The organism is Polyangium sp. 6x1 (genome assembly GCF_029946515.1).
In the GTDB taxonomy this organism is placed as follows: Bacteria; Myxococcota_A; Polyangia; order Polyangiales; family Polyangiaceae; genus Polyangium.
Window position 1 is genome coordinate 88,479 of record NZ_JARZHH010000039.1, and the last position, 17,980, is coordinate 106,458.

Annotated in this window: 14 protein-coding genes; 4 read left to right on the forward strand and 10 right to left on the reverse strand. The window is 70.7% G+C overall.

The annotated features are described in order from the left end of the window. Positions 1–198: 198 nt before the first annotated feature. From QHF85_RS30815 to QHF85_RS30825, 3 genes are all read right to left on the reverse strand, one after another. Positions 199–648, reverse strand: coding sequence for a hypothetical protein (locus tag QHF85_RS30815; protein ID WP_281330941.1), 450 nt, complete (start codon positions 646–648; stop codon positions 199–201). Positions 649–687: 39 nt separating this feature from the next. Then, complete coding sequence (locus tag QHF85_RS30820; protein WP_281330942.1) at positions 688–1,797, reverse strand: S-(hydroxymethyl)glutathione dehydrogenase/class III alcohol dehydrogenase; 1,110 nt, start codon at positions 1,795–1,797, stop codon at positions 688–690. Between the two features lie 109 nt (positions 1,798–1,906). After that, the gene (locus QHF85_RS30825; protein ID WP_281330943.1) at positions 1,907–5,677 is read right to left on the reverse strand and encodes a serine/threonine-protein kinase; all 3,771 of its coding nucleotides are present in this window, start codon (positions 5,675–5,677) and stop codon (positions 1,907–1,909) included. A 455-nt stretch (positions 5,678–6,132) separates the two neighbouring features. On the opposite strand from QHF85_RS30825, the gene QHF85_RS30830 reads away from it, so the two are divergent. Continuing rightward, positions 6,133–9,450 carry a serine/threonine-protein kinase gene (locus QHF85_RS30830; RefSeq protein ID WP_281330944.1) on the forward strand — a complete coding sequence of 1,106 codons (3,318 nt, stop codon included), beginning with the start codon at positions 6,133–6,135 and terminating at the stop codon, positions 9,448–9,450. 27 nt (positions 9,451–9,477) lie between these two features. Here the strand turns inward: QHF85_RS30830 and QHF85_RS30835 are convergent, their stop codons facing one another. Further along, positions 9,478–10,218 (reverse strand): hypothetical protein, encoded by a 741-nt coding sequence (locus QHF85_RS30835; protein ID WP_281330945.1) that lies wholly within the window; start codon positions 10,216–10,218, stop codon positions 9,478–9,480. 14 nt (positions 10,219–10,232) lie between these two features. Then, positions 10,233–11,801 (reverse strand): sigma 54-interacting transcriptional regulator, encoded by a 1,569-nt coding sequence (locus QHF85_RS30840; RefSeq protein WP_281330946.1) that lies wholly within the window; start codon positions 11,799–11,801, stop codon positions 10,233–10,235. 319 nt (positions 11,802–12,120) lie between these two features. Here QHF85_RS30840 and QHF85_RS30845 point away from each other — a divergent pair, with 319 nt between their 5' ends. Beyond that, a complete protein-coding gene (locus tag QHF85_RS30845; protein WP_281330947.1) occupies positions 12,121–13,254 on the forward strand; it encodes a hypothetical protein in 1,134 nt (377 codons plus the stop codon). 117 nt (positions 13,255–13,371) lie between these two features. Here the strand turns inward: QHF85_RS30845 and QHF85_RS30850 are convergent, their stop codons facing one another. Genes QHF85_RS30850 through QHF85_RS30870 form a run of 5 tightly spaced genes read right to left on the reverse strand, consistent with a single transcriptional unit; the run spans position 13,372 to position 16,067 of the window. After that, positions 13,372–13,797 (reverse strand): hypothetical protein, encoded by a 426-nt coding sequence (locus QHF85_RS30850; protein WP_281330948.1) that lies wholly within the window; start codon positions 13,795–13,797, stop codon positions 13,372–13,374. After that, the gene (locus QHF85_RS30855; protein ID WP_281330949.1) at positions 13,794–14,180 is read right to left on the reverse strand and encodes a hypothetical protein; all 387 of its coding nucleotides are present in this window, start codon (positions 14,178–14,180) and stop codon (positions 13,794–13,796) included. Before QHF85_RS30855 ends, QHF85_RS30850 begins: the two co-directional genes overlap by 4 nt. Further along, positions 14,167–14,715, reverse strand: coding sequence for an RNA polymerase sigma factor (locus tag QHF85_RS30860; protein ID WP_281330950.1), 549 nt, complete (start codon positions 14,713–14,715; stop codon positions 14,167–14,169). Before QHF85_RS30860 ends, QHF85_RS30855 begins: the two co-directional genes overlap by 14 nt. Before the next feature lie 12 nt (positions 14,716–14,727). Continuing rightward, a complete protein-coding gene (locus QHF85_RS30865; protein WP_281330951.1) occupies positions 14,728–15,789 on the reverse strand; it encodes a Spy/CpxP family protein refolding chaperone in 1,062 nt (353 codons plus the stop codon). Between the two features lie 32 nt (positions 15,790–15,821). Beyond that, on the reverse strand, positions 15,822–16,067 hold the full coding sequence (locus QHF85_RS30870) for a hypothetical protein (protein ID WP_281330952.1): 246 nt from the start codon (positions 16,065–16,067) through the stop codon (positions 15,822–15,824). 467 nt (positions 16,068–16,534) lie between these two features. On the opposite strand from QHF85_RS30870, the gene QHF85_RS30875 reads away from it, so the two are divergent. Both QHF85_RS30875 and QHF85_RS30880 read left to right on the forward strand, forming a co-directional pair. Continuing rightward, positions 16,535–17,545, forward strand: a complete 1,011-nt coding sequence (locus QHF85_RS30875) for an AraC family transcriptional regulator (protein ID WP_281330953.1) — start codon at positions 16,535–16,537, stop codon at positions 17,543–17,545. An 87-nt stretch (positions 17,546–17,632) separates the two neighbouring features. Beyond that, positions 17,633–17,980 (forward strand): hypothetical protein (locus tag QHF85_RS30880; RefSeq protein ID WP_281330954.1); only part of this gene is annotated, 348 nt, incomplete at its 3' end.

A 17,980-nucleotide genomic window follows, 5' to 3' on the forward strand; every position in this document is an offset into this window, starting at 1 on the left:
TCAGCGATTCGAGTTGCGGCGTGGGCAATGCTTGCGTCGACGGCGCCTGTGAACGCTCTTGCAAAGACGGGCGTGATTGCCCGGACGGCCAGACGTGTTCGTCGAACCGTCGCTGCACGCGAGAGTGAGGATGGGGCGCCGCATTCCGAGGACGACGACCGACGATCCTGGGCGCGCAGCAGGTTTCTCGACAGCCTGTCAACCCGACGAGGGCGTGAACTCCAGGGTCTCGACGACGACGCGGCCCGGGGCGCGCAGATCCATCGCGGTGACGGGTGTTTTCTGGGAGACGAGATCGCTGATTTGCTGCGCGATGGGATCGGATTCGAGGGCGCGATCCGAGAAGACGACGAAGATCTTCACCTTGCCCTCGCGGGGCGGAATTCGAAAGACGTTGCCCGCGATGGGCTCGCCGGCCGGGCAATCGGGCGAGAGCTTGTCCTCGAGCATCGTGAGGTGGCGGATGGGCCCGCCCTCGGCGATGGTGAAGACGAGGCAATAAGGGGGCTGCCCCGCGGCCGGCACGAGCTCGATCTGGGCCGGGCCTTTCTGGACGAGCGTCACGCGCTGGGACGACGGCGGAGGCGCAGGTTTCTCGCAACCGGCGAGGACGAGGAGCGAGGCCAGGGCGAGGATGGATCCCCTCATGGGCGAGGGTCTACCCCGCCCCGGCTGCGGACGCAAAGATCAGAATGTGACGACGGTCCGGATCGACTTGCCCGCGTGCATGAGATCGAACGACTCGTTGATCTTGTCGATCGGCAGCACGTACGTGATCAAGTCGTCGATGTTGATCTTCTTGTCCATGTACCAGTCGACGATCTTCGGCACGTCCGTGCGCCCGCGGGCGCCGCCGAACGCGCTGCCCTTCCAGACGCGGCCCGTCACGAGCTGGAACGGGCGCGTCGCGATCTCCTGGCCCGCGGCGGCCACGCCGATGATGACGCTGACGCCCCAGCCCTTGTGGCAGCACTCGAGCGCCTGGCGCATCACGCTCACGCTGCCGACGCATTCGAAGGAGTAATCGGCGCCGCCGTCCGTGAGGTTCACGAGGTACGGCACGAGGTCGCCCTGCACCTCGCTCGGATTGACGAAATGCGTCATTCCGAACTTCTCGGCGATCTCCTTGCGCGCCGGGTTCAAGTCGACGCCGATGATCATGTTGGCGCCGGCCATCTTCGCGCCCTGGATGACGTTCAGGCCGATGCCGCCGAGGCCGAACACCACGACGTTGTCGCCGGGCTGGACCTTCGCCGTGTAAATGACCGCGCCGATGCCCGTCGTGACGCCGCAGCCGATGTAACACACCTTGTCGAACGGCGCGTCTTCGCGGATCTTCGCGACCGCGATCTCGGGCAATACGGTGTAATTTGCGAACGTGGACGTGCCCATGTAATGGTAGACGGGCTCATTGCCGATCTTGAAGCGGCTCGTGCCGTCCGGCATGAGGCCCTTGCCCTGCGTCGAGCGAATGGCCTGGCAGAGGTTCGTCTTGCGCGAGAGGCAGAATTTGCATTGGCGGCATTCCGGCGTGTAGAGCGGGATCACGTGATCGCCCTTCTTCACGCTCTTCACGCCGGGGCCGACGTCGACGACGACGCCCGCGCCCTCGTGTCCCAGGATCGAGGGGAAGATACCCTCGGAGTCCTTGCCCGAGAGCGTGTACTCGTCGGTGTGGCAAACACCGGTCGCCTTGATCTCGACGAGGACCTCCCCTTCCTTGGGGCCCTCCAGATCAACTTCCTCGATGCTCAGCGGCGCGTTGGGTCGATGCGCGACCGCGGCTTTGATCTTCATGGTGTCGTCCTCCGGCGTCGAACAACGCGCGCCTTCCCGGCGCCCGCGCCGGCATCGTAGTCACGGGGCCTTTCGTCGTCACACGAAAAATCGTCGTGAAGAACCCCGCTCACGCGCTCGTGTCGTCGTCTTGCGAAGCACTTTCGGCCACGCCCCACGCTCGCGCGAGCTCCACGGTGCGCGCGTTCTCCGGGACCGCTTCGAGAAACCACGCACGCCAGAGAGGATCACGGATCTTCGAGGCCCGCCCTTCGAGGCGCTCGTACGCCGAGACGATCGCCTCGCGCGCCTCGGCCTCGAGCCCGAGCGAAGCAAGCGCCTCCGCGCGCACGAGGCGCACGAGCGACTCGCCCTCCTCGATGCCGCCGAGCGATTCGAGCAGGCGCATGGCTTCGTCCGCAGGGCCGAGCGCCGCGGCCGCATCGCCGCGGAAGATCGCAATTTGCCCGAGCACGGCGAGCGCGTGCGCGCGGACGGGCGGGTGCGCGGCGAGGAGGTCGATCGCGGCGCGGGCCTCGGCCTCGGCCGCCGCGAGATCCCGGCCGGCGAGGCGGATCATGCCGAGGTAGAGGCGCGCATACCCCTCGACGCGCCGATCGCCCTGGCGCGTGGACGTCGTGAGCGCCTCGCGCGCGAAGGCGTGGCCCTCGGCGAGCTGGCCCTGTCGCGCGAGCGCGAGGGCGAGGTTCAGCTTGGCGTGCGCGACGAGCGCGCCTAGGCCGAGGCGCTCGGCCTGCGCGAGGGCGTCCCGCAAGGACGCCTCGGCCCGCGCATAATCGCCGAGATCGTTCGTCGCAGAGCCGACGTTCGCCCGCTGGACGCAAGCATTGCGCAGGTCGCCGACCGCCTCGAAGCGCTGGGCCGCGGCCTCGAACTCGCGCACGCTCGTGCCCGCGTCGCCCGCGAAGAGCGCTCGAAACGCGCGGGCGCGATGCACGGACGCGGCGACCTCGGGGTCGATGGCGACGACGCGCCGGTCGAGAGCGTGGGGGTTCGGGGGCGCAGCTCGGCTTGCCCGAGCGGAGTCCCCGAGCTCGGGGAGCGCTTGAAACATGGCCTCGGCGTGATCGTGGTGGCCGGCCATGAGGAGCTGGAGCGCCGTGCGTGCGACGGCGATGACGTGCGGGGCGCCGGACTCGCCCTCGGCCCCGAGCGCCGAGAGCGCCTCGAAGATGGCCACGAGCGCGGCGTCGTCGCCGAGGTTGCCCGCCGCGAGCACGACCTCGCCCGCGGCGCTGTACCAGAGGGGGCTGCCGACGGGGAAGAGGCCGAGCGCGTCGCGGCCGGCTTCGAGCGCGGCCCGATGCTCGCCCTTCCACTTGCGGGCCTGCGATTCGAAGAGCCGGAGCGCGCCGCGGACCTCGCCCGCCGAGGCGGCCGCAATGCCGCGCGAGGCCCACGCGAGCACCGCGTCGAAATCGCTCGCCTCGAAGGCCGCCTCGGCCGCGAGGCCCGCCCACGGCACGGCCCGATCGGGCGCGCCGGCGCGGCTGAAATGCTCGGCGAGGACGGCCGGCTCGGCGTCGCCCGCGCGCTCGAACCAGTCGCCGACCGCGAGGTGCAGCCGCGCGCGCTCCGCGTCGTCGAGCGAGGCATACGCGACCTCGCGGACGATCGCCTGCCGGAACACGTACTCCTCGCCCCAAGGCGTGCGCCCGCCGCGGCGCGCGACGAGCTCGGCCGTCGTGAGCTCGGCGAGGGCCCGGCGCTCGGCCTGCCACGGCTCTGTGCTGCCCGCGCGCACGGGGGCGCCGCCGGGAAGGACCGAGAGCAGGGCGCCGGGCCAGAACCGCGCGCCGAAGACGCTCGCGGCGCGGAGGAGGCGCTGCGCGAGGGGCGAGAGCGAGGCGATGGCGCGGCCGACGAGGTCCGGCGTCGGGCCCGAAGGCACGTCCTCCCGCGCGCGGACGGCGCGCGTCAGGATCTCCAGCCGGAGCGGGCTGCCGAGCCCGCGCTGCACGATCCGCGTGACGAGCGCGGGATCCGCGTTCTCGCCGAGGCCATGCCGGACGATCCCGTGCGCCGCGTCGGAGAGCAGGGCCGCGAGGGGCAAGGCGCGCGCGCGGCCGGCCGCGAAGGACGGGGGCGGGGCCGTGACGAGCAGGAAGAGCGGGCGCGAGGCGAGGCTCGACAGCGCGCCTTCGAAGAGGCCGATGCTCGCCGCGTCGGCGCGGGCGAGGTCGTCGAGCACGACGAGCACGGGCCGCGCGTCGCACTCGGCGGCGAGCCAGTCCTCGAACGCGCGGCGCACGTGGTCGCCCATGAGCCGCGCGTCCTGCCGCGCCGCGCGGAGCGGCACGCTCGTGTCGTCGGGGAACGGGACGTCCGTGAGCTCGCCGAGAAACTCGACCACGCGGCCCGCCGACGCGGGCGGGAGGTGCCGCGCGAGGCGATCGAGGAGTTTGTCGCGCCGCGCCGAGAGCGGATCGCCGCGGGAGAGGCCGGCGGCGTTGCGGACGAGGTCGGCGGCGAGGGCGAACGCGGCGCCCTGGGCGAGAGGCGCGGCCTCGGCCGTGAAGACGGAGACGGGGCGGACGATGCCCTCGGCGTCGAGGAGGCCGCCGCGAACGTCGAGGGCACGGACGACCTCGGCGACGAGGCGGGACTTGCCGACGCCCGGCTCGCCCGTGACCACGAGCGCCGAGGGTTTGCCCGTGGTCGACGCTTGGGGGCTCCGCCCCGCTGCGCGTGGCTGCGCCCCCAAACCCCCGACGACCGCGCCGAATGCCCGTAAAATCTCGTCGATCTCGCGCTCGCGGCCGACACACGGCGAGGGCCGGCCGAGGAGCGTGTGCGGGACGAGCGTGGTGTCGTCCTCGGATCCGGCGAGCGCGAGGGAGGCGCCGGGCAAGACCTGCGTCCGCGGGGCTCCATCGGAGGCGCTCTGGCGGTACCAGGCGTCGAGGGGCAAGGTGGACGCGCCGTCGCCGGGCCGCTTTCCCGCGTCCACGGTGGGCACGTCGTCGGGGAGCCCGAGGCCGGTGACCTCGAAGAGATCCTCGATCGGCGTCGCCGCGCCGAGGCGATGGAGGGGCACGCCGCCCTGGACCCAGGCCGTCTCGGCGTCGTCGAGCATGGCGATCTCGACCGCGACGGCCGCGCCGTCGGCGGGCCGGTGCGAGGGCTCGTGCGAGAGCATGCGCGCGATGACCTCGTCGAGCGCGGCGGGCGTGTCGAGACGAACGTCGGCGGGGCGCGGCGGCTCGGGGGCGAGCATCTTGGAGAGCAGCACCATGAGGTGCTCGGCCTCGAACGCCGGCCTGCCCGCGAGGCACTCGTAGAGCACGCACCCGAGGGCGAAGACGTCGGCGCGCGGATCGACGGTGCGCGCGCCGAGGGCCTGCTCGGGGGCCATGTAGCCCGGGGTCCCGAGCAGGATGCCCGTGCGCGTCGCGGGCCGCGTGGCCTGGGGCCGCGCGATGCCGAAGTCGAGGATCTTCACCCGGCCGATGTCGCGGTCCGGGAGGAAGAGGTTGCTCGGCTTGATGTCGCGGTGCACGACGCCGCGCGCATGGGCCGCGCCGAGGGCCTCGGCGACGCGCACGCCGAGGGTGAGGGTCTCGGCGATGGAGAGCGGCCCGCGCTTCAAGCGCTGCGCGAGGTCCTCGCCTTCGAGCCACTCCATCGCGAGGAAGAGCTCGCCAGAGGGCGCGGCGCCGTGCGCGACGTACCGGACGATCCCGGGGTGATCGAGCTCGGCGAGGACGTAGCTCTCCCGCGCGAAGTGACCGGCGAACGGGGCGCCCGCGGCGTGCAGGACCTTGAGCGCGACGCGCGCGCCGGTCGCGCGATCGAGCGCGCGATACACCTCGGCCATGCCGCCCGCGCTCGCGAGCTGCTCGATGGCGAAACGGCCGCCGAAGAGCTCGGCCGGGGTCACGGGCGGCAGCCTACGCGCAAAGCCAACGGGGGGTCCAGAGCAGCGACAGGGTCGCTGCTCTGCGAGGTCGCATCGCAAGCTCGCCTCGGGGAACAGTTCTGGGCATCCTGAACTGCATGAGTTCGTCCGTCTCGGAAGAACTGCGGGCCGCACGCGCAGAAGGTATCGTTTCCAGCGCAGAGGCGGACGCGCTGGCCGAAGAGGCAACGCGCGCCGGCAGGAGCCCGCTCGACCTCTTGCACGAACGCGGCCGGATATCGGCAGAGACCCTCGCTTTCCTTCGAGAGGGGCCTTCCGCCAGGCCGTTCATCCCCGAGGGCCTGGCGGCGACGCTGCCCGCACCGCCGCGAACCGAGAAGGATCTCGACGCCACCGCCACCATGGCGCCTGCGCCTCCCGCACGGACGAGCGGCGTGCCAGCCTTCCCCATTGCACGTTGGGATCGCTATGAGCCGGTGCGCTTCCTCGGCCAAGGCGGGATGGGGAAGGTGTTCCTCGCGCGCGACACGCGCCTGCGACGCGAGGTGGCGATCAAGTTCGTTCACGGCGGCGATCCGGGGGATCTCGCGAGGCTGCTCTCGGAGGCGCGGGCGCAGGCGCGCGTGGATCACGAGCGGGTGTGCAAGGTCTACGAGGTCGGCGAGGCCTTCGGCCAGGCCTATATCGCCATGCAATACATTGCCGGCGAGACCTCGAGCGCGCTCGCCAGGACGCTCAGCGTGGAGCAGAAGGCGATGCTCCTGCGTGACGTGGCGCTGGGGCTGCACGAAGCCCATTGCGCCGGCATCATCCACCGCGACGTCAAGCCTGGGAACATCATGGTGGAGCGCACGGAGGATGGGCGGCTCAAGCCTTATGTGATGGACTTCGGCCTGGCGCGCTCTTTCCAGGAGGGCAACACCGAGACGGGCACGATCATGGGCACGCTCCATTATATGTCTCCCGAGCAGGCACGTGGCGAGGTCGGCCGTCTCGATCGCCGGGCCGACGTCTACAGCCTGGGCGCGACCTTGTATTACCTGCTCACGTTCGAGCCACCCGTGCCCGGGGACAACGCGCTCGAAGTTCTCTCCAAGATTGCGGCGGTGGAGCCCCGTCCGCCGCGCGCGATCGATCCGGACATTCCAGCGGATCTCGAGGCCATTGCACTCAAGTGCCTGGAGAAGGACCGCTCTGCCAGGTACGACTCGGCGCGCGCCGTGGCCGAGGATCTCGATCGCTTCCTGCGCGGCGATCCCGTGGCAGCGCGGCCCATGCAGGCTTGGTATCGTCTGCGCAAGCGGCTCGTGAAGCACCGGCGCGCGGCGCTCGCGGTGACGGTGGCCCTCCTTTCGGTGCTGACCGCGCTCGGCTGGGGTGTCACGGCGCGGCGCGAGGCGCAGGCGCGCGAGCGGCTGGCACGGCGCTTCACGGAGCTCGTCGAGCGGCTCGAGTCCATGTCGCGTTATTCGGCACTCGCCCCCCTGCACGACATCCGTGCGGATCAGGCTGCCATCCGGGCGCGGATGGAGGATCTCCGGCGCGAGATCGAGAGCGCCGGCCCCCTCGCGGTGGGCCCCGGTCATTACGCGCTGGGGCGCGGCTACCTGGCGCTCGGGGACGACGCGAAGGCGCAGGACATGCTCGAATCGGCGTGGCAGCAAGGGTATCGCGAGCCGCGGGCTGCGTACACGCTGGCGCTGGTGCTCGGGCACCTCTATCAAGAAGAGCTGCGCGAGGTGCAGCGGATCGAGCAGAAAGAGCTGCGCGAGGCCAAAAAGAAGGAGACCGAGCGTCGGTATCGGGATCCGGCGCTCGCCTATCTCCGGCAGAGCGAGGGCGCGGAGGTGCCGTCGGCGGCGTACATGGCGGCGCTCGTCGCGTTCTATGAAGGGCGCCTGGACGACGCCTTGACCGACCTCGACGCCATCGACGGCGATCTTCCCTGGTTTTACGAGGCGCCGGCGCTTCGCGGCGACGTCTTTGCGGCGCGCGCAGAGCGGCGCTGGAGCGAGGGAGATCGACCTGGCGCGCTCGCCGATTTCGAGCAGGGTCGCAAAGCGTACGCGGCGGCCGCAGCCATCGGTGAGAGCGTGCCCGCGGTGCACCAGGCGAAGGGGGAGCTCGAGTACGCGGCGCTGGCCATGGAGATCTACGGGCAGGGCGACGTCGAGCCGCGCTTCGCGCAGGGCCTCGAGGCCGTCGAGAGCGCGCTCGTCGCGCAGCCTGATCACCCCGCGTCACAGCTCCTCTCGGCGCGCCTGCACCGGCGGCGCGCCGAGCACGGAGCCAACCGCGGCGAAAACGTCGATGACCTCCTCGCGAAGGCGATCTCGGCGGCAGAGCGCGCCGCCGCCCTCGCACCTGCGAGCACGGCAGCCCGGCTGGAGCTCGGGCGAGCTCACTGGCAGCTCGGTAGCTATCGTTTGGATCGAAATGAGGATCCGAGCGAACCTCTACGCAAGGCGCTGGAGGTCTTCGAGGGCATCGGGCAGGCGGACCGAGATTATGATTACTACCTCCAGCTCGGCCTCGTCTTCAAGACCTTCGCCGATCACCAGGACGAGCGTGGCGCGGACTCGCTCGTCGATCGCGGCAAGGCAATCGACGCCTATCGCACGGCGATTCGCCTGGACGAGCGGCAGTTCGAGGCATGGGTGAACCTCGGCACCTGTCATCTCATACGCGCCGAGCACCCAAGGGCCAAGGACGCAGGTAAAGATCTCGAGGAGGCGACGAGGGCGCTCGACAGGGCGAGAGCGATCAATGCCAGCCGCACCGTACCTTATTATTATGGCAGCAAGGCGCACCGCCTCCTCGGCGCGCGAGCGCGGGCCCACGGCGGCGATCCGCGGCCGGAGCTCACGGCGGCGCTGCAGCAGCTCGAGGCGGGGCTCGCCATCAATCCGAGGCTCCCCCACCTCCACGACGCGGTCGGGCTCACCCACGTCGAGGAGGCGAGGGCCGCCTGGGATCGCGGCGAGGATCCCGGACCGCTGCTCGCGAAGGCGCGGGCAGCGCACGAAGAGGCCATTGCGGTGGCCCCGCAGCAGGTCCTCGGTCACTTGAACCTGGGGTGGGCGTTGTTGCTGGGCGCGCGCTTCGAATCCGCTCGCGGGCGAGATCCGCGGCCGAGCGTGCGTATGGCCGAGGCCGCGCTGAAGAAGGCGCTGGAGCAGGCCTCCGAGCTGGTCGAGGCGTGGGGAAACCTCGCCATGGCGCGCTCGATCGAGGGGGCTTACGAGCTCGAGCAGGGGCGGGATCCGCGGTCGATCCTCACCTCGGCCGAAGCGGCGCTCGAGCAGGCGCTCCGGCGCAACCCCAACGACGCGCAATCGCATTTGATCCAGGGAGAGGTGCGCGCCACGCGCGCCCTCTGGGAGAGCCGAAAAAACCTGGACGAGGCGATGTTCGAGGCGGCCCGGGAGGAGTACCAGAGGGCCGTCGAGCTCTCGCCCGATGAGCAGGACTATCGCCTCGCCTTTGGCCGATTCTGCCTGGCGTGGGCGCGCGTGCAAAAGGACGCATCCCGCGATCCAGATCCCGCGCTGCGCTGCGGCCTCGATCAAGTGAAGCAGGTGCTCGACGCGCGCCCGTCTTTTTTGGATGCGGTGGCGCTACGCGCGGATCTCCTCCTCGCTCAGGCAGAGGCGGCGGACGGGCGCGGGGCACGGGGCGAGCTTGCGGAGAAGGCCCTTGCCGATTTCACCAGGGCCCTCGCGGGCAATCCCAACCTCGAGCATGCTTTTCGAGGGCGGGCCACGCTGGCGCAGAGGCTCGCTGCGGCGCGCTGACGGCGAGCTGCCCCGGCGGCCACCGCATCATTTGGTGACGTTGATCTTTGCCTCCTTGGGTAGGCCGTCGTCGCAGCGGAGGGAGACGTTCGGAACCACCTTGAAGACCATGGTGCTGCCGTCGTCATTACTGATTTGAACGACGTGCTCGCTGGGGATGATTACAGAATCGCCGCCGAACAGCAGGTGTCCTGCAATGCCAGACTCGCGAACAACTGCTGCACTCGTCGGTCCGCTCGCTTCGCGCCGAACAAAGCACACGATATCGCCGCAACGGACATCCAGCCAACCCGGGGATACTCCGCAACTGTCGAACTCGAGATTGACCCGCTGCGGGGTGACATTGATCGTGGTACGCACGTCGCCGACGCTGAGGGTGAAGACGTTGTCGCCGGAGCTCCCGTCGCTGATCCGTGCGCCGACGCTGACCGTATATGTCGAGCCGATGCTGCAGGTCGTAGCTCCGCAGAGGGACGACGCGGTGACATCCGTCGCCACCGTGTCGACATCGACGGCCACGGTGGTGGTCGGGTTGGGAGGATCCGTGGGGTGAGGCGAGAAGGTGATCTCGTCGCCGAAATGGACGGACGCGGGCACGCCGCTCAAACCCTTGGGAGACACGTAGATGGTATGGCTTGCCATGGTGTAGTTCTTTTCGCGCATGCGCCGGACGCCCAGCAACCATCGTGCCGCGACTCCGAGCGGTTCTTCCAGGCGTATCTCCTGGAGATCTCCTCGCCTCGACGCGTCGAAGGTTTCGCTCGACACGTCGACCCGCCTCCTCAGCCGAGCTTCAGCTCCTTGAGCCGCCGCGTCAGCGCCCGCTTCGACACCTTCAGGTGCTGTGCCATCGCGTCGAGGTCACCCTGGTAGGCGTGATGGGCGCCCGTGATCTCCTCCGCGCTCAGATCCCCCGCCGTGCGGATGCTCGGGCTCCTGTCGATGAGATCGTAGATGGAAGGGCGCGGGATCCCTAGCCGATCGGCCGCCGCCTTCAGATCCCACTTGCTCTCCGCGAGCGCGGCCACGAGCTCGGCCTCGCTCACCTCGGAGGGCTTGCGGCGCGGGGCGGAGGCCTGCGGCGGGACGTCCACGAGGCGGCCTACGACAGGCGGCACGAAGTCGAGCTCCTCCGCGAGCCGCGCGTCGAGCTTCAACTGGGGCTCTCCGCGGCTCGATATCACGAGCCGGCGGGTGATGTTGTGGAGCTGCCGGATATTGCCCGGCCAGGCATGGCACAGGAGGCGAACGGCGAGCGGCGTGGGGAGCCAGGGGGCGGCCCGGGGATCCTCCGGCGAGAGGCGGTGCGCCTCGCCCATGGCCGAGAGCTCCTCGCGCGCGAAGTGATGAAAGAGCGCGCCGATGTCCTCGCGGCGCTCGCGCAGAGGCGGCACGTGAATCTCGTAACCCGCGAGGCGGTGCAGGAGCGGCGCCTTGAAGCGCCCGTCACGGAGGTGCTGCTCCAGATGGGCGTCGGTGGCCGCAAGGAGGCGAACGTCGACGGCGACGGGCCTGTCCGCGCCCATGGGGTACAGCTCGCCCGTCTCGAGCACCCGGAGCAGCATGACCTGCACCTCCGGCGAGGCCTCGCCGATCTCGTCGAGGAACAACGTGCCCCCGTGCGCGGCGCGAAAGAGGCCCTCGCGATCGCGGGTCGCGCCGGTGTACGAGCCCCGCTGCGCCCCGAACAGGTCCGCGACCGCGGTCTCGCGCGGGAGCGCGCCGAGGTTGACGCTCACGAATGGCTTGTGTCGGCGCGGCCCACGCGTATGCACCGCGCGCGCGACGAGCTCCTTGCCGGTGCCGGTCTCGCCGCGGATCAGCACCGGCACGTGGAGGTCGGCGATGCGCTCGATCTGCTGTCGAACTCCACAGACGCCCGCGCTCTGTCCCACCATGCCGAGCATGTCGGTGATGCCAAATGGCTCGGGGGGCGCGTGATGCAAGAGCAGCGTGACGCGATCCTCGAGCTCGATGGGCACGCCGCGCTCGACCTCCTCGGGCCCGAACGTGACGGGGCCGTACACCGGCGCGCCGCGAGCGGCGACCCGCGTTCCATCCCCCGCAGGGACAAGCACGACCCCGCCGCTCGCTGCGGGCGAAAGGTGGATCGGCCTGCGGCTGAGGAATGGATCCGCGAGCGGCGCGCCCAGCGCGTGCCCCGCCCGCACGAAGTCCGGCTCGCGGCGAGACAGCAAAGCCTCGCGCCCGACGGCGACCGCGGTGAGGAGGGCACGCTCGCCGGCGCGCCCGGCGAGCGGGTGAGAGGCAATCGTGAGGGCCGGGACGACGCTCGGCGCGAGGGGAGCACCCCTCGCGTGACGGCTCAGCGTGGACGAGTTCTCGGCCATGAGGACCCGGAGTGTACCCCAGGAGGAGGCGTCCAGGGTTCGTCCGCTCGACGCGTCGACGCGCGCCGTCGACGCGCGCCGTCGACGCGCGCCGTCGACGCGTCGAGCCGACCTGTCGGGGTCGAAATCGAGGGGGCCGTCGCGCACGCGTGACGGCCGACAGCGCCGCGCGCCGGCCTGAGGTTCGTCATGTCGCCGCAATACACCGCCGGCGAATGCGGCGACCTCGGGCTGGCACGCCGGCTGCTCTAAGGGTCTTCGCCGCTCGACGGGCCCTCCGGGGCCCGAGGACGCGCCGACAACACAAGGGAGATTGCCCGTGAAGACCATCCTGACCTCGAAGCCGAACCATTACCTCGCTGCTGTCCTCAGCCTGCTCGCGCTCGCCACGCCGGGTTGCGTGGTCGACGCCGACGAGGACGGCGCCCTCGGCGCTGCTGACGACATCCGTGATCTCGTCGAGCCCGCCGAGCGGAAGCCGGTCCCGGTGCGTCCGCCGCTCGCGCCCAACGTGATCACCGACGCCGAGCTGCCCGAAAAGCCGGAGCACGACAAGAAATCGAACCCGGCGAGCTCGCTCTCCGGCTGGACCGTGAACCTGACCGCCACCCCGGACACGCTGTGGCCGACGGAATGGAGCAAGCTGAGGGCCACCACGAACAACCAGCTCGGGCCGACGCCGTATTACCTGGCCATTTACGACAACAGCACCGGCGCGCGTCTCGCGGCCTGCGGCTACGACACGTTCTGCGAGTTCTGGGTGAGCAAGCCCAACGTGTCCTGGGGAAGCTACACGGCGTATGTCCAGAGATATGACGCCACCGACACGCAGGCCGAATCGCCGTACAAGCTCGTGGAGTGGCACGGCGCGAATCTCGATATCTCGGCGACGCAAAACACGGTCGGGATCGGGGCGAGCACCACCATCACCGCGACCGCGAGCTGGGACGTCGGACCCTCGCCGTTCTACATCCTGATCTTCGATGTCACGACCGGCACCCTGCTCGAGCACTGCGGCATTGGCAGCTCGTGCGGCGTCACGGTCAGCGAGGGCGCGGCGACCACGCACGCTTACCAGGCATTCCTGGCCCCGTACGGGGCGTCCCTCCCGCTGGCCGGCGTGCAGGAGGCGACGGCGAAGACCTACGTCACCTGGTCGGACAGCGGGTACTCGCTCAGCCTGGGCACGCCCGTGCTCCAGGGCTCGGCCGAGACCGTGACCGTCACCTCCAACATCAACGTCGTCAAAACGCCGTACTGGATCCAGCTCTTCAGCGACTGGGGCACCCGCCTCGGTTCGTGCAAGTCCGGCGCGACCTGCACCCTGACCTACCCGGCCGCCGGGACGTACAGGAACCTCTTCGCGTTCATCTCAGCCGACGACGCGAATCTGCTGCCCGCCGACATCCAGGCGTCATCCAACAAAGTGCGCTCCCCGCTCTACATCCCTTGAGCGCCCAAGTTGCCAGCTCGACAGGGCCCCCCACGCGCAACGCTCATGTGGGCGCTGCTTCGGCTCCGGGGGGGCCCAAAGGGCGGCCACGGGGCCCGAACGGCCGGTTTGGCGCGGCTATTCAGGCGGCGGGCCCGGCGGCGGGCCTGGCGGCGGCGGGAAGCCGCCGTGCGGCCTTCGCTTGCGCTTGTCGTTGAACTCCTGGAACCGCACGCGCTGCGAGGCGTCGAGGACCTCGACGATCCGATCGTCCGTGCTCTTGCGCAGCGTTTCGAGTCCGTCACGACAAGGCTTCATCGTGCGCTCGAGCTCGTCGTCGGTCTCGCGGAAGATGGCCTCGACCTTGGTCACTTGATCGGCCGTGAGGTCGAGGTGCCGGCGCATGGACTCGACGCGCAGGTGCGTGCGGACCTCGCCCGGGGGGCCGCCGAAGCGGGAGCGGAGGTCCTGGAGCATGTACGCGCGCATCGCGCCCGCGCCGGCGACGCCGCCGAGCACGAACACGCCCGCGAGCACGAAGGCGGGGAGCAGGCGGGATTTCATTCGTATACCTCGACGGAGGCCACGGACTCGAGGACGACCGAATCGTAGCCTGTCTCGGCCGTCCGCGAGAGCCAGAGGCCGAGGACCGCAGCCGCCGCGGCGCCGATCAGCGCGAACCGGCCGAACCGGACGACGCCGGACGACCAGGCCGGTTCGCCCGGACGCGCGCCACTCGCGGCGCCGATCGCGCCCATCACGGACGACACGAAAGCCTCGCTCGGAGCGAGATCCAAGGTCTCCTTCGTGATCCGCGCGAGGCGATCGTCCGGAGGCACGATCGCGAGGAGCACGGCGTCGGTGAGCTCGTCCGTCGGGCGCAGATCGTCCGTGGCGCGGGCGAGCGCGGCGAGATTCAAAAGCGGATCCTGTTCACGCTCGGCCATCGGACACCTCCCCCGCCTCGGTCTTCGTGCGGAGCGCGGCCCTCGCTCGCACGAGGCGCTGCTCGAGCGCCCCTTCGCTGCATCCGAGCGCCTCGGCGGCCTCCTTCGCCGAGAGCCCCTCCACGGTCACGAGCACGAGGGCCGCCCGATCTTGTGGCTGGAGGGCCTTGAGCATCACGTCGAGCTCGGTCAAGGCGACGCGCGCCTCGGCCCGCACGAGCCCGTCGAAGCGGGGCTCGCGCGTGTCCTCGGCGGGACGCTCGCGCCGCTTGCGGAGGAGGTCGACGCACGCGTTCGTCACGATCCGGTAGAGCCAGGTCTCAATCTTGGCGCGGCCGTCGTAACGGCCCTCCGAGAGGGCACGGAAGGCGCTGGAGTACGCGTCCTGGAGCGCGTCCTCGGCGTCGGCGAGGTTGCCGACGAGGCGCGCCGCGAGCCGGTAGAGCGGCACGCGCGTGTGGTCGACGATCGGCCGAAAGGCTGCCACGTCTCCACCAGCCACGCGCGCTGCGACGAGCCTCAGATCGACGGACATGCGTGCCGGACTCTACCGCGAGGGCGGCGCCTGCGTCTCGCCGTGTTCGCGCCCGCCGCGCTTGCCGCGGAAATGCGGCGGCATCTGCGGGCCTTCCTCGATGCGCTGAGCGAGCGTGCTCCGCTGCTCGGCGTCGAGCACCGGCACGATGGCCCCGAGCGCCTTCACGAGGTGGTCACCCATCTCGGGCCGCATGTCCTTCGGGGGCATGAGGGCCTCGGCGTCGAACTTTTCGCCGCGGAACGATTCGAACGCGGTCTTCATGCGGGCGCGCATCTCCTCGTGCTTCTTCGCCCACGCCTCCCGATCCATCCCCTCGGGCTTCTCGGGCCGCGAAGCCTCGAGCGCGGTCTTGATCTGCGCGCGTTGCTCGTCGCGGAGCTCGAGCCCGTGCAGGAAGAAGCCCATCGGCCCGTGCTCGCCGCGAGGGCCGTGCATCGCGCCCTCGGGACCACGCGGCCCGCGCGCGCCGTCCTCGGGACCACGCGGCCCACGCTCGCGCGCCTCGGGACCACGCGGCCCGCGCTCACCCGCCTCGGGACCACGCGGCCCGCGCGCGTGCTTCATGCCTTCGGGCCCGTGCTTCGCCATCCGCTCCTCGACGTGCGTCACGAGCGCCGCGCGCTGCGCCGGGGTGAGCGTCGCGTGCAGCGTGCCGAGGGCCTTCGCGACGGACGCGCGCCGCTCGCTCGCGAGCTTCTCCACGTCGCCGAGCTTCGCCTTCACGGCGGCCTCGTCGATCTTGCCGGCGCGCACGCCGTCGGCGAGCGCCTTGTGGAACGCCTTCCGGTCGGCCTCGTGCGTGTCGCCGAGCGTGTCCAGCGCGGCTTCGATCGTCTTGCGTTGCTCGGCCGAGAGGTCGTCGAGCTCGTGGAGCGCCGTGACGAGCAGCTCGCCGCCGCCGTGGTGACGACCGAACTTGCCACCGTGGCCCTGCGGGCCGGGCTCAACCTCCGAAGCAGCCTCCGCGGCCGAGGCGACCTCCTCGTCCGGGCTCGCCGACGCGCAACCGCCCACGGCGAGGGCAAGGGCGAAGGTAAGGGGCGCGAAGAACTTCAGGGTACGGGTGAACATGATGATCTCTCCTCGTCCTCGCTCGTGATGCATCAGCGAGGTCTCGATCCAACTGACGGGGCGAGCCGGGCGATCCCTACGCGGGCGCCGATGTTTTTCTCTTCCGGCAAGGGCGGCGTCGCGTTCCGCAAGGGCGGAGTCGTGTTCCACTTGGGCGGAGTCGTGTTCCACTTGGGCGGGGTCTTGTTCCACTTGGGCGGGGTCTTGTTCCACTTGGGCGGGGTCTTGTTCCACTTGGGCGGGGTCTTGTTCCGCTTGGGCGGGGTCTTGTTCCGCAAGGGCGGAGTCCTGTTCCGCGACGGCGGCTTCGTGTTCCGCGACGGCGGGGTTCTGTTCCGCGACGGCGGCTTCGTGTTCCGCAACGGCGGGGTCGTGTTCGGCGAGGGCACGATGCCTCGCGCCAAGGACACAGCCGCTCGCGCCAAGGGCACAGCCGCTCGCGCCAAGGGCACAGCCGCTCGCGCCAAGGGCACAGCCGCTCGCGCCAAGGACACAGCCGCTCGCGCCAAGGACACAGCCGCTCGCGCCAAGGGCACAGCCGCTCGCGCCAAGGGCACAGCCGCTCGCGCCAAGGACACAGCCGCTCGCGCCAAGGACACAACCGCTCGCGCCAAGGGCACAGCCGCTCGCGCCAAGGGCACAGCCGCTCGCGCCAACGACACAGCCGCTCGCGCCAACGACAAAGCCGCCTTTCGGTCCGGCTATAGTCTTCGCCGCGATGTCTGCGCGTGCCCTCGTTCGACCCATGCGCTCCCAGATCGTCGGCCCGATCCTGACGCATCTCCGGAGCCTCGGCGTCGATCCTTCCCCGCTCGTCGAGGCCTTCGGCCTCCCGCCCGGCGCCGAATCCGAGCCCGACGTCGTCCTGCCGCTCGCGAAGCTCTACGCGTTCCTCGACGAGGCCGGGCGCATCTCGAACGATCCGTTCCTCGGGGTGCACCTCGCCGCGCAGCTCGAGCGCGGAACCTACGACCTCCTGGAGTTCAGTTGCCTGAGCGCGCCGACCGTGCGCGAGGCCCTCGTCCGCGTCGCTCGTTACACGGCGCTGCTCAACGACCTCGTCGTGGCGACCTTCGAGGAGCGAGGAGGCCTCGGGCTCCTCCAGCAGCGAATCCCCGGCGCACCCCTGTGCCTCGGGCGTCACGCGAACGAGTGTTTCGTCGTCCTCGTCCTCCTCCGGACCCGCGCGCTGTCGGGCGTCTCCGTCGTGCCGGAGCGCGCGTGGTTCGGCCACCCCGCCCCGCGCGATACGTCGGCGCTCGTCGACGCGCTGGGGACGCATCGGCTCGCGTTCGACGCGGGCGCGACCGGGCTCGCGCTCCCCGGCGAGGCGCTCGATTTCCCGCTCGCGACCTCGGATCCGCGGCTACTTTCGGTCCTGGATCGTCACGCCGAGCGCTCCCGCGTGGCGCGCGAGCGGCCGCACGACTTTTTCGGGGAGGTCCGGCAGCGTGTGTTCGAGAAGCTGCGCGACGGCGCGCCCGATCTCGAGGTCGTGGCGCGCGAGCTCTCCATGAGCCCGCGCACGCTCCAGCGGCGCTTGACGGAGGAGGGCACGACGTTCCAGGAGCTCGTCGATGGGCTGCGGCGAGAGCTCGGCGGCGCCTATGTCCGCGATACGGAGCTGCCGCTCGGCGAGATCGCGGACGCGTTGGGGTACCGCGAGACAGGCGCGTTCCTGCGCGCATTCAAGCGCTGGTACGGGGTGACGGCGAGCCAGATGCGCGGCGCGCGCGCTCGCCCTGGCGCGCCCTGATCTCATTTCTGGCGTCCGCGGATCTCGCGTGCATCGGAGGGGCAATGGGAGGATCGCAGGGTCACTCCCTTTCACGAGGAGCCCTTCATGCAGAACCGCGTTGCGATCTTCCTCTTCACCGTCGCGAGCCTCGCGGGCGGCGCCGGCTGCGACGGTGAGGCCTCCACGCCGAGCGGGAGCTCGAGCAGCGGGACGGGCGGACAGGGCGGACAAGGCGGGATGGCCGGCCCCGGTGGGACGGGCGGCATCGGAGGGATGGGTCCCGGCGGCGCCGGCGGAATGGGCGCCGAGGGCGGCGCCGGCGGAGCCGGGGGCGCTGGCGGAAGCGGGGGCGCTGGCGGAATGGGCGGCGAGGGCGGCGCTGGCGGGAGCGGAGGCGCTGGCGGGAGCGGAGGCGCTGGCGGGAGCGGAGGCGCTGGCGGGAGCGGGGGCGCT

Coding starts and splice junctions, on each gene's coding strand:
- QHF85_RS30815 (WP_281330941.1), bottom strand. CDS start 648: ATGAGGGGATCCATCCTCGCCCTGGCCTCGCTCCTCGTCCTCGCCGGT.
- QHF85_RS30820 (WP_281330942.1), bottom strand. CDS start 1,797: ATGAAGATCAAAGCCGCGGTCGCGCATCGACCCAACGCGCCGCTGAGC.
- QHF85_RS30840 (WP_281330946.1), bottom strand. CDS start 11,801: ATGGCCGAGAACTCGTCCACGCTGAGCCGTCACGCGAGGGGTGCTCCC.
- QHF85_RS30850 (WP_281330948.1), bottom strand. CDS start 13,797: ATGAAATCCCGCCTGCTCCCCGCCTTCGTGCTCGCGGGCGTGTTCGTG.
- QHF85_RS30855 (WP_281330949.1), bottom strand. CDS start 14,180: ATGGCCGAGCGTGAACAGGATCCGCTTTTGAATCTCGCCGCGCTCGCC.
- QHF85_RS30860 (WP_281330950.1), bottom strand. CDS start 14,715: ATGTCCGTCGATCTGAGGCTCGTCGCAGCGCGCGTGGCTGGTGGAGAC.
- QHF85_RS30865 (WP_281330951.1), bottom strand. CDS start 15,789: ATGTTCACCCGTACCCTGAAGTTCTTCGCGCCCCTTACCTTCGCCCTT.
- QHF85_RS30875 (WP_281330953.1), top strand. CDS start 16,535: ATGCGCTCCCAGATCGTCGGCCCGATCCTGACGCATCTCCGGAGCCTC.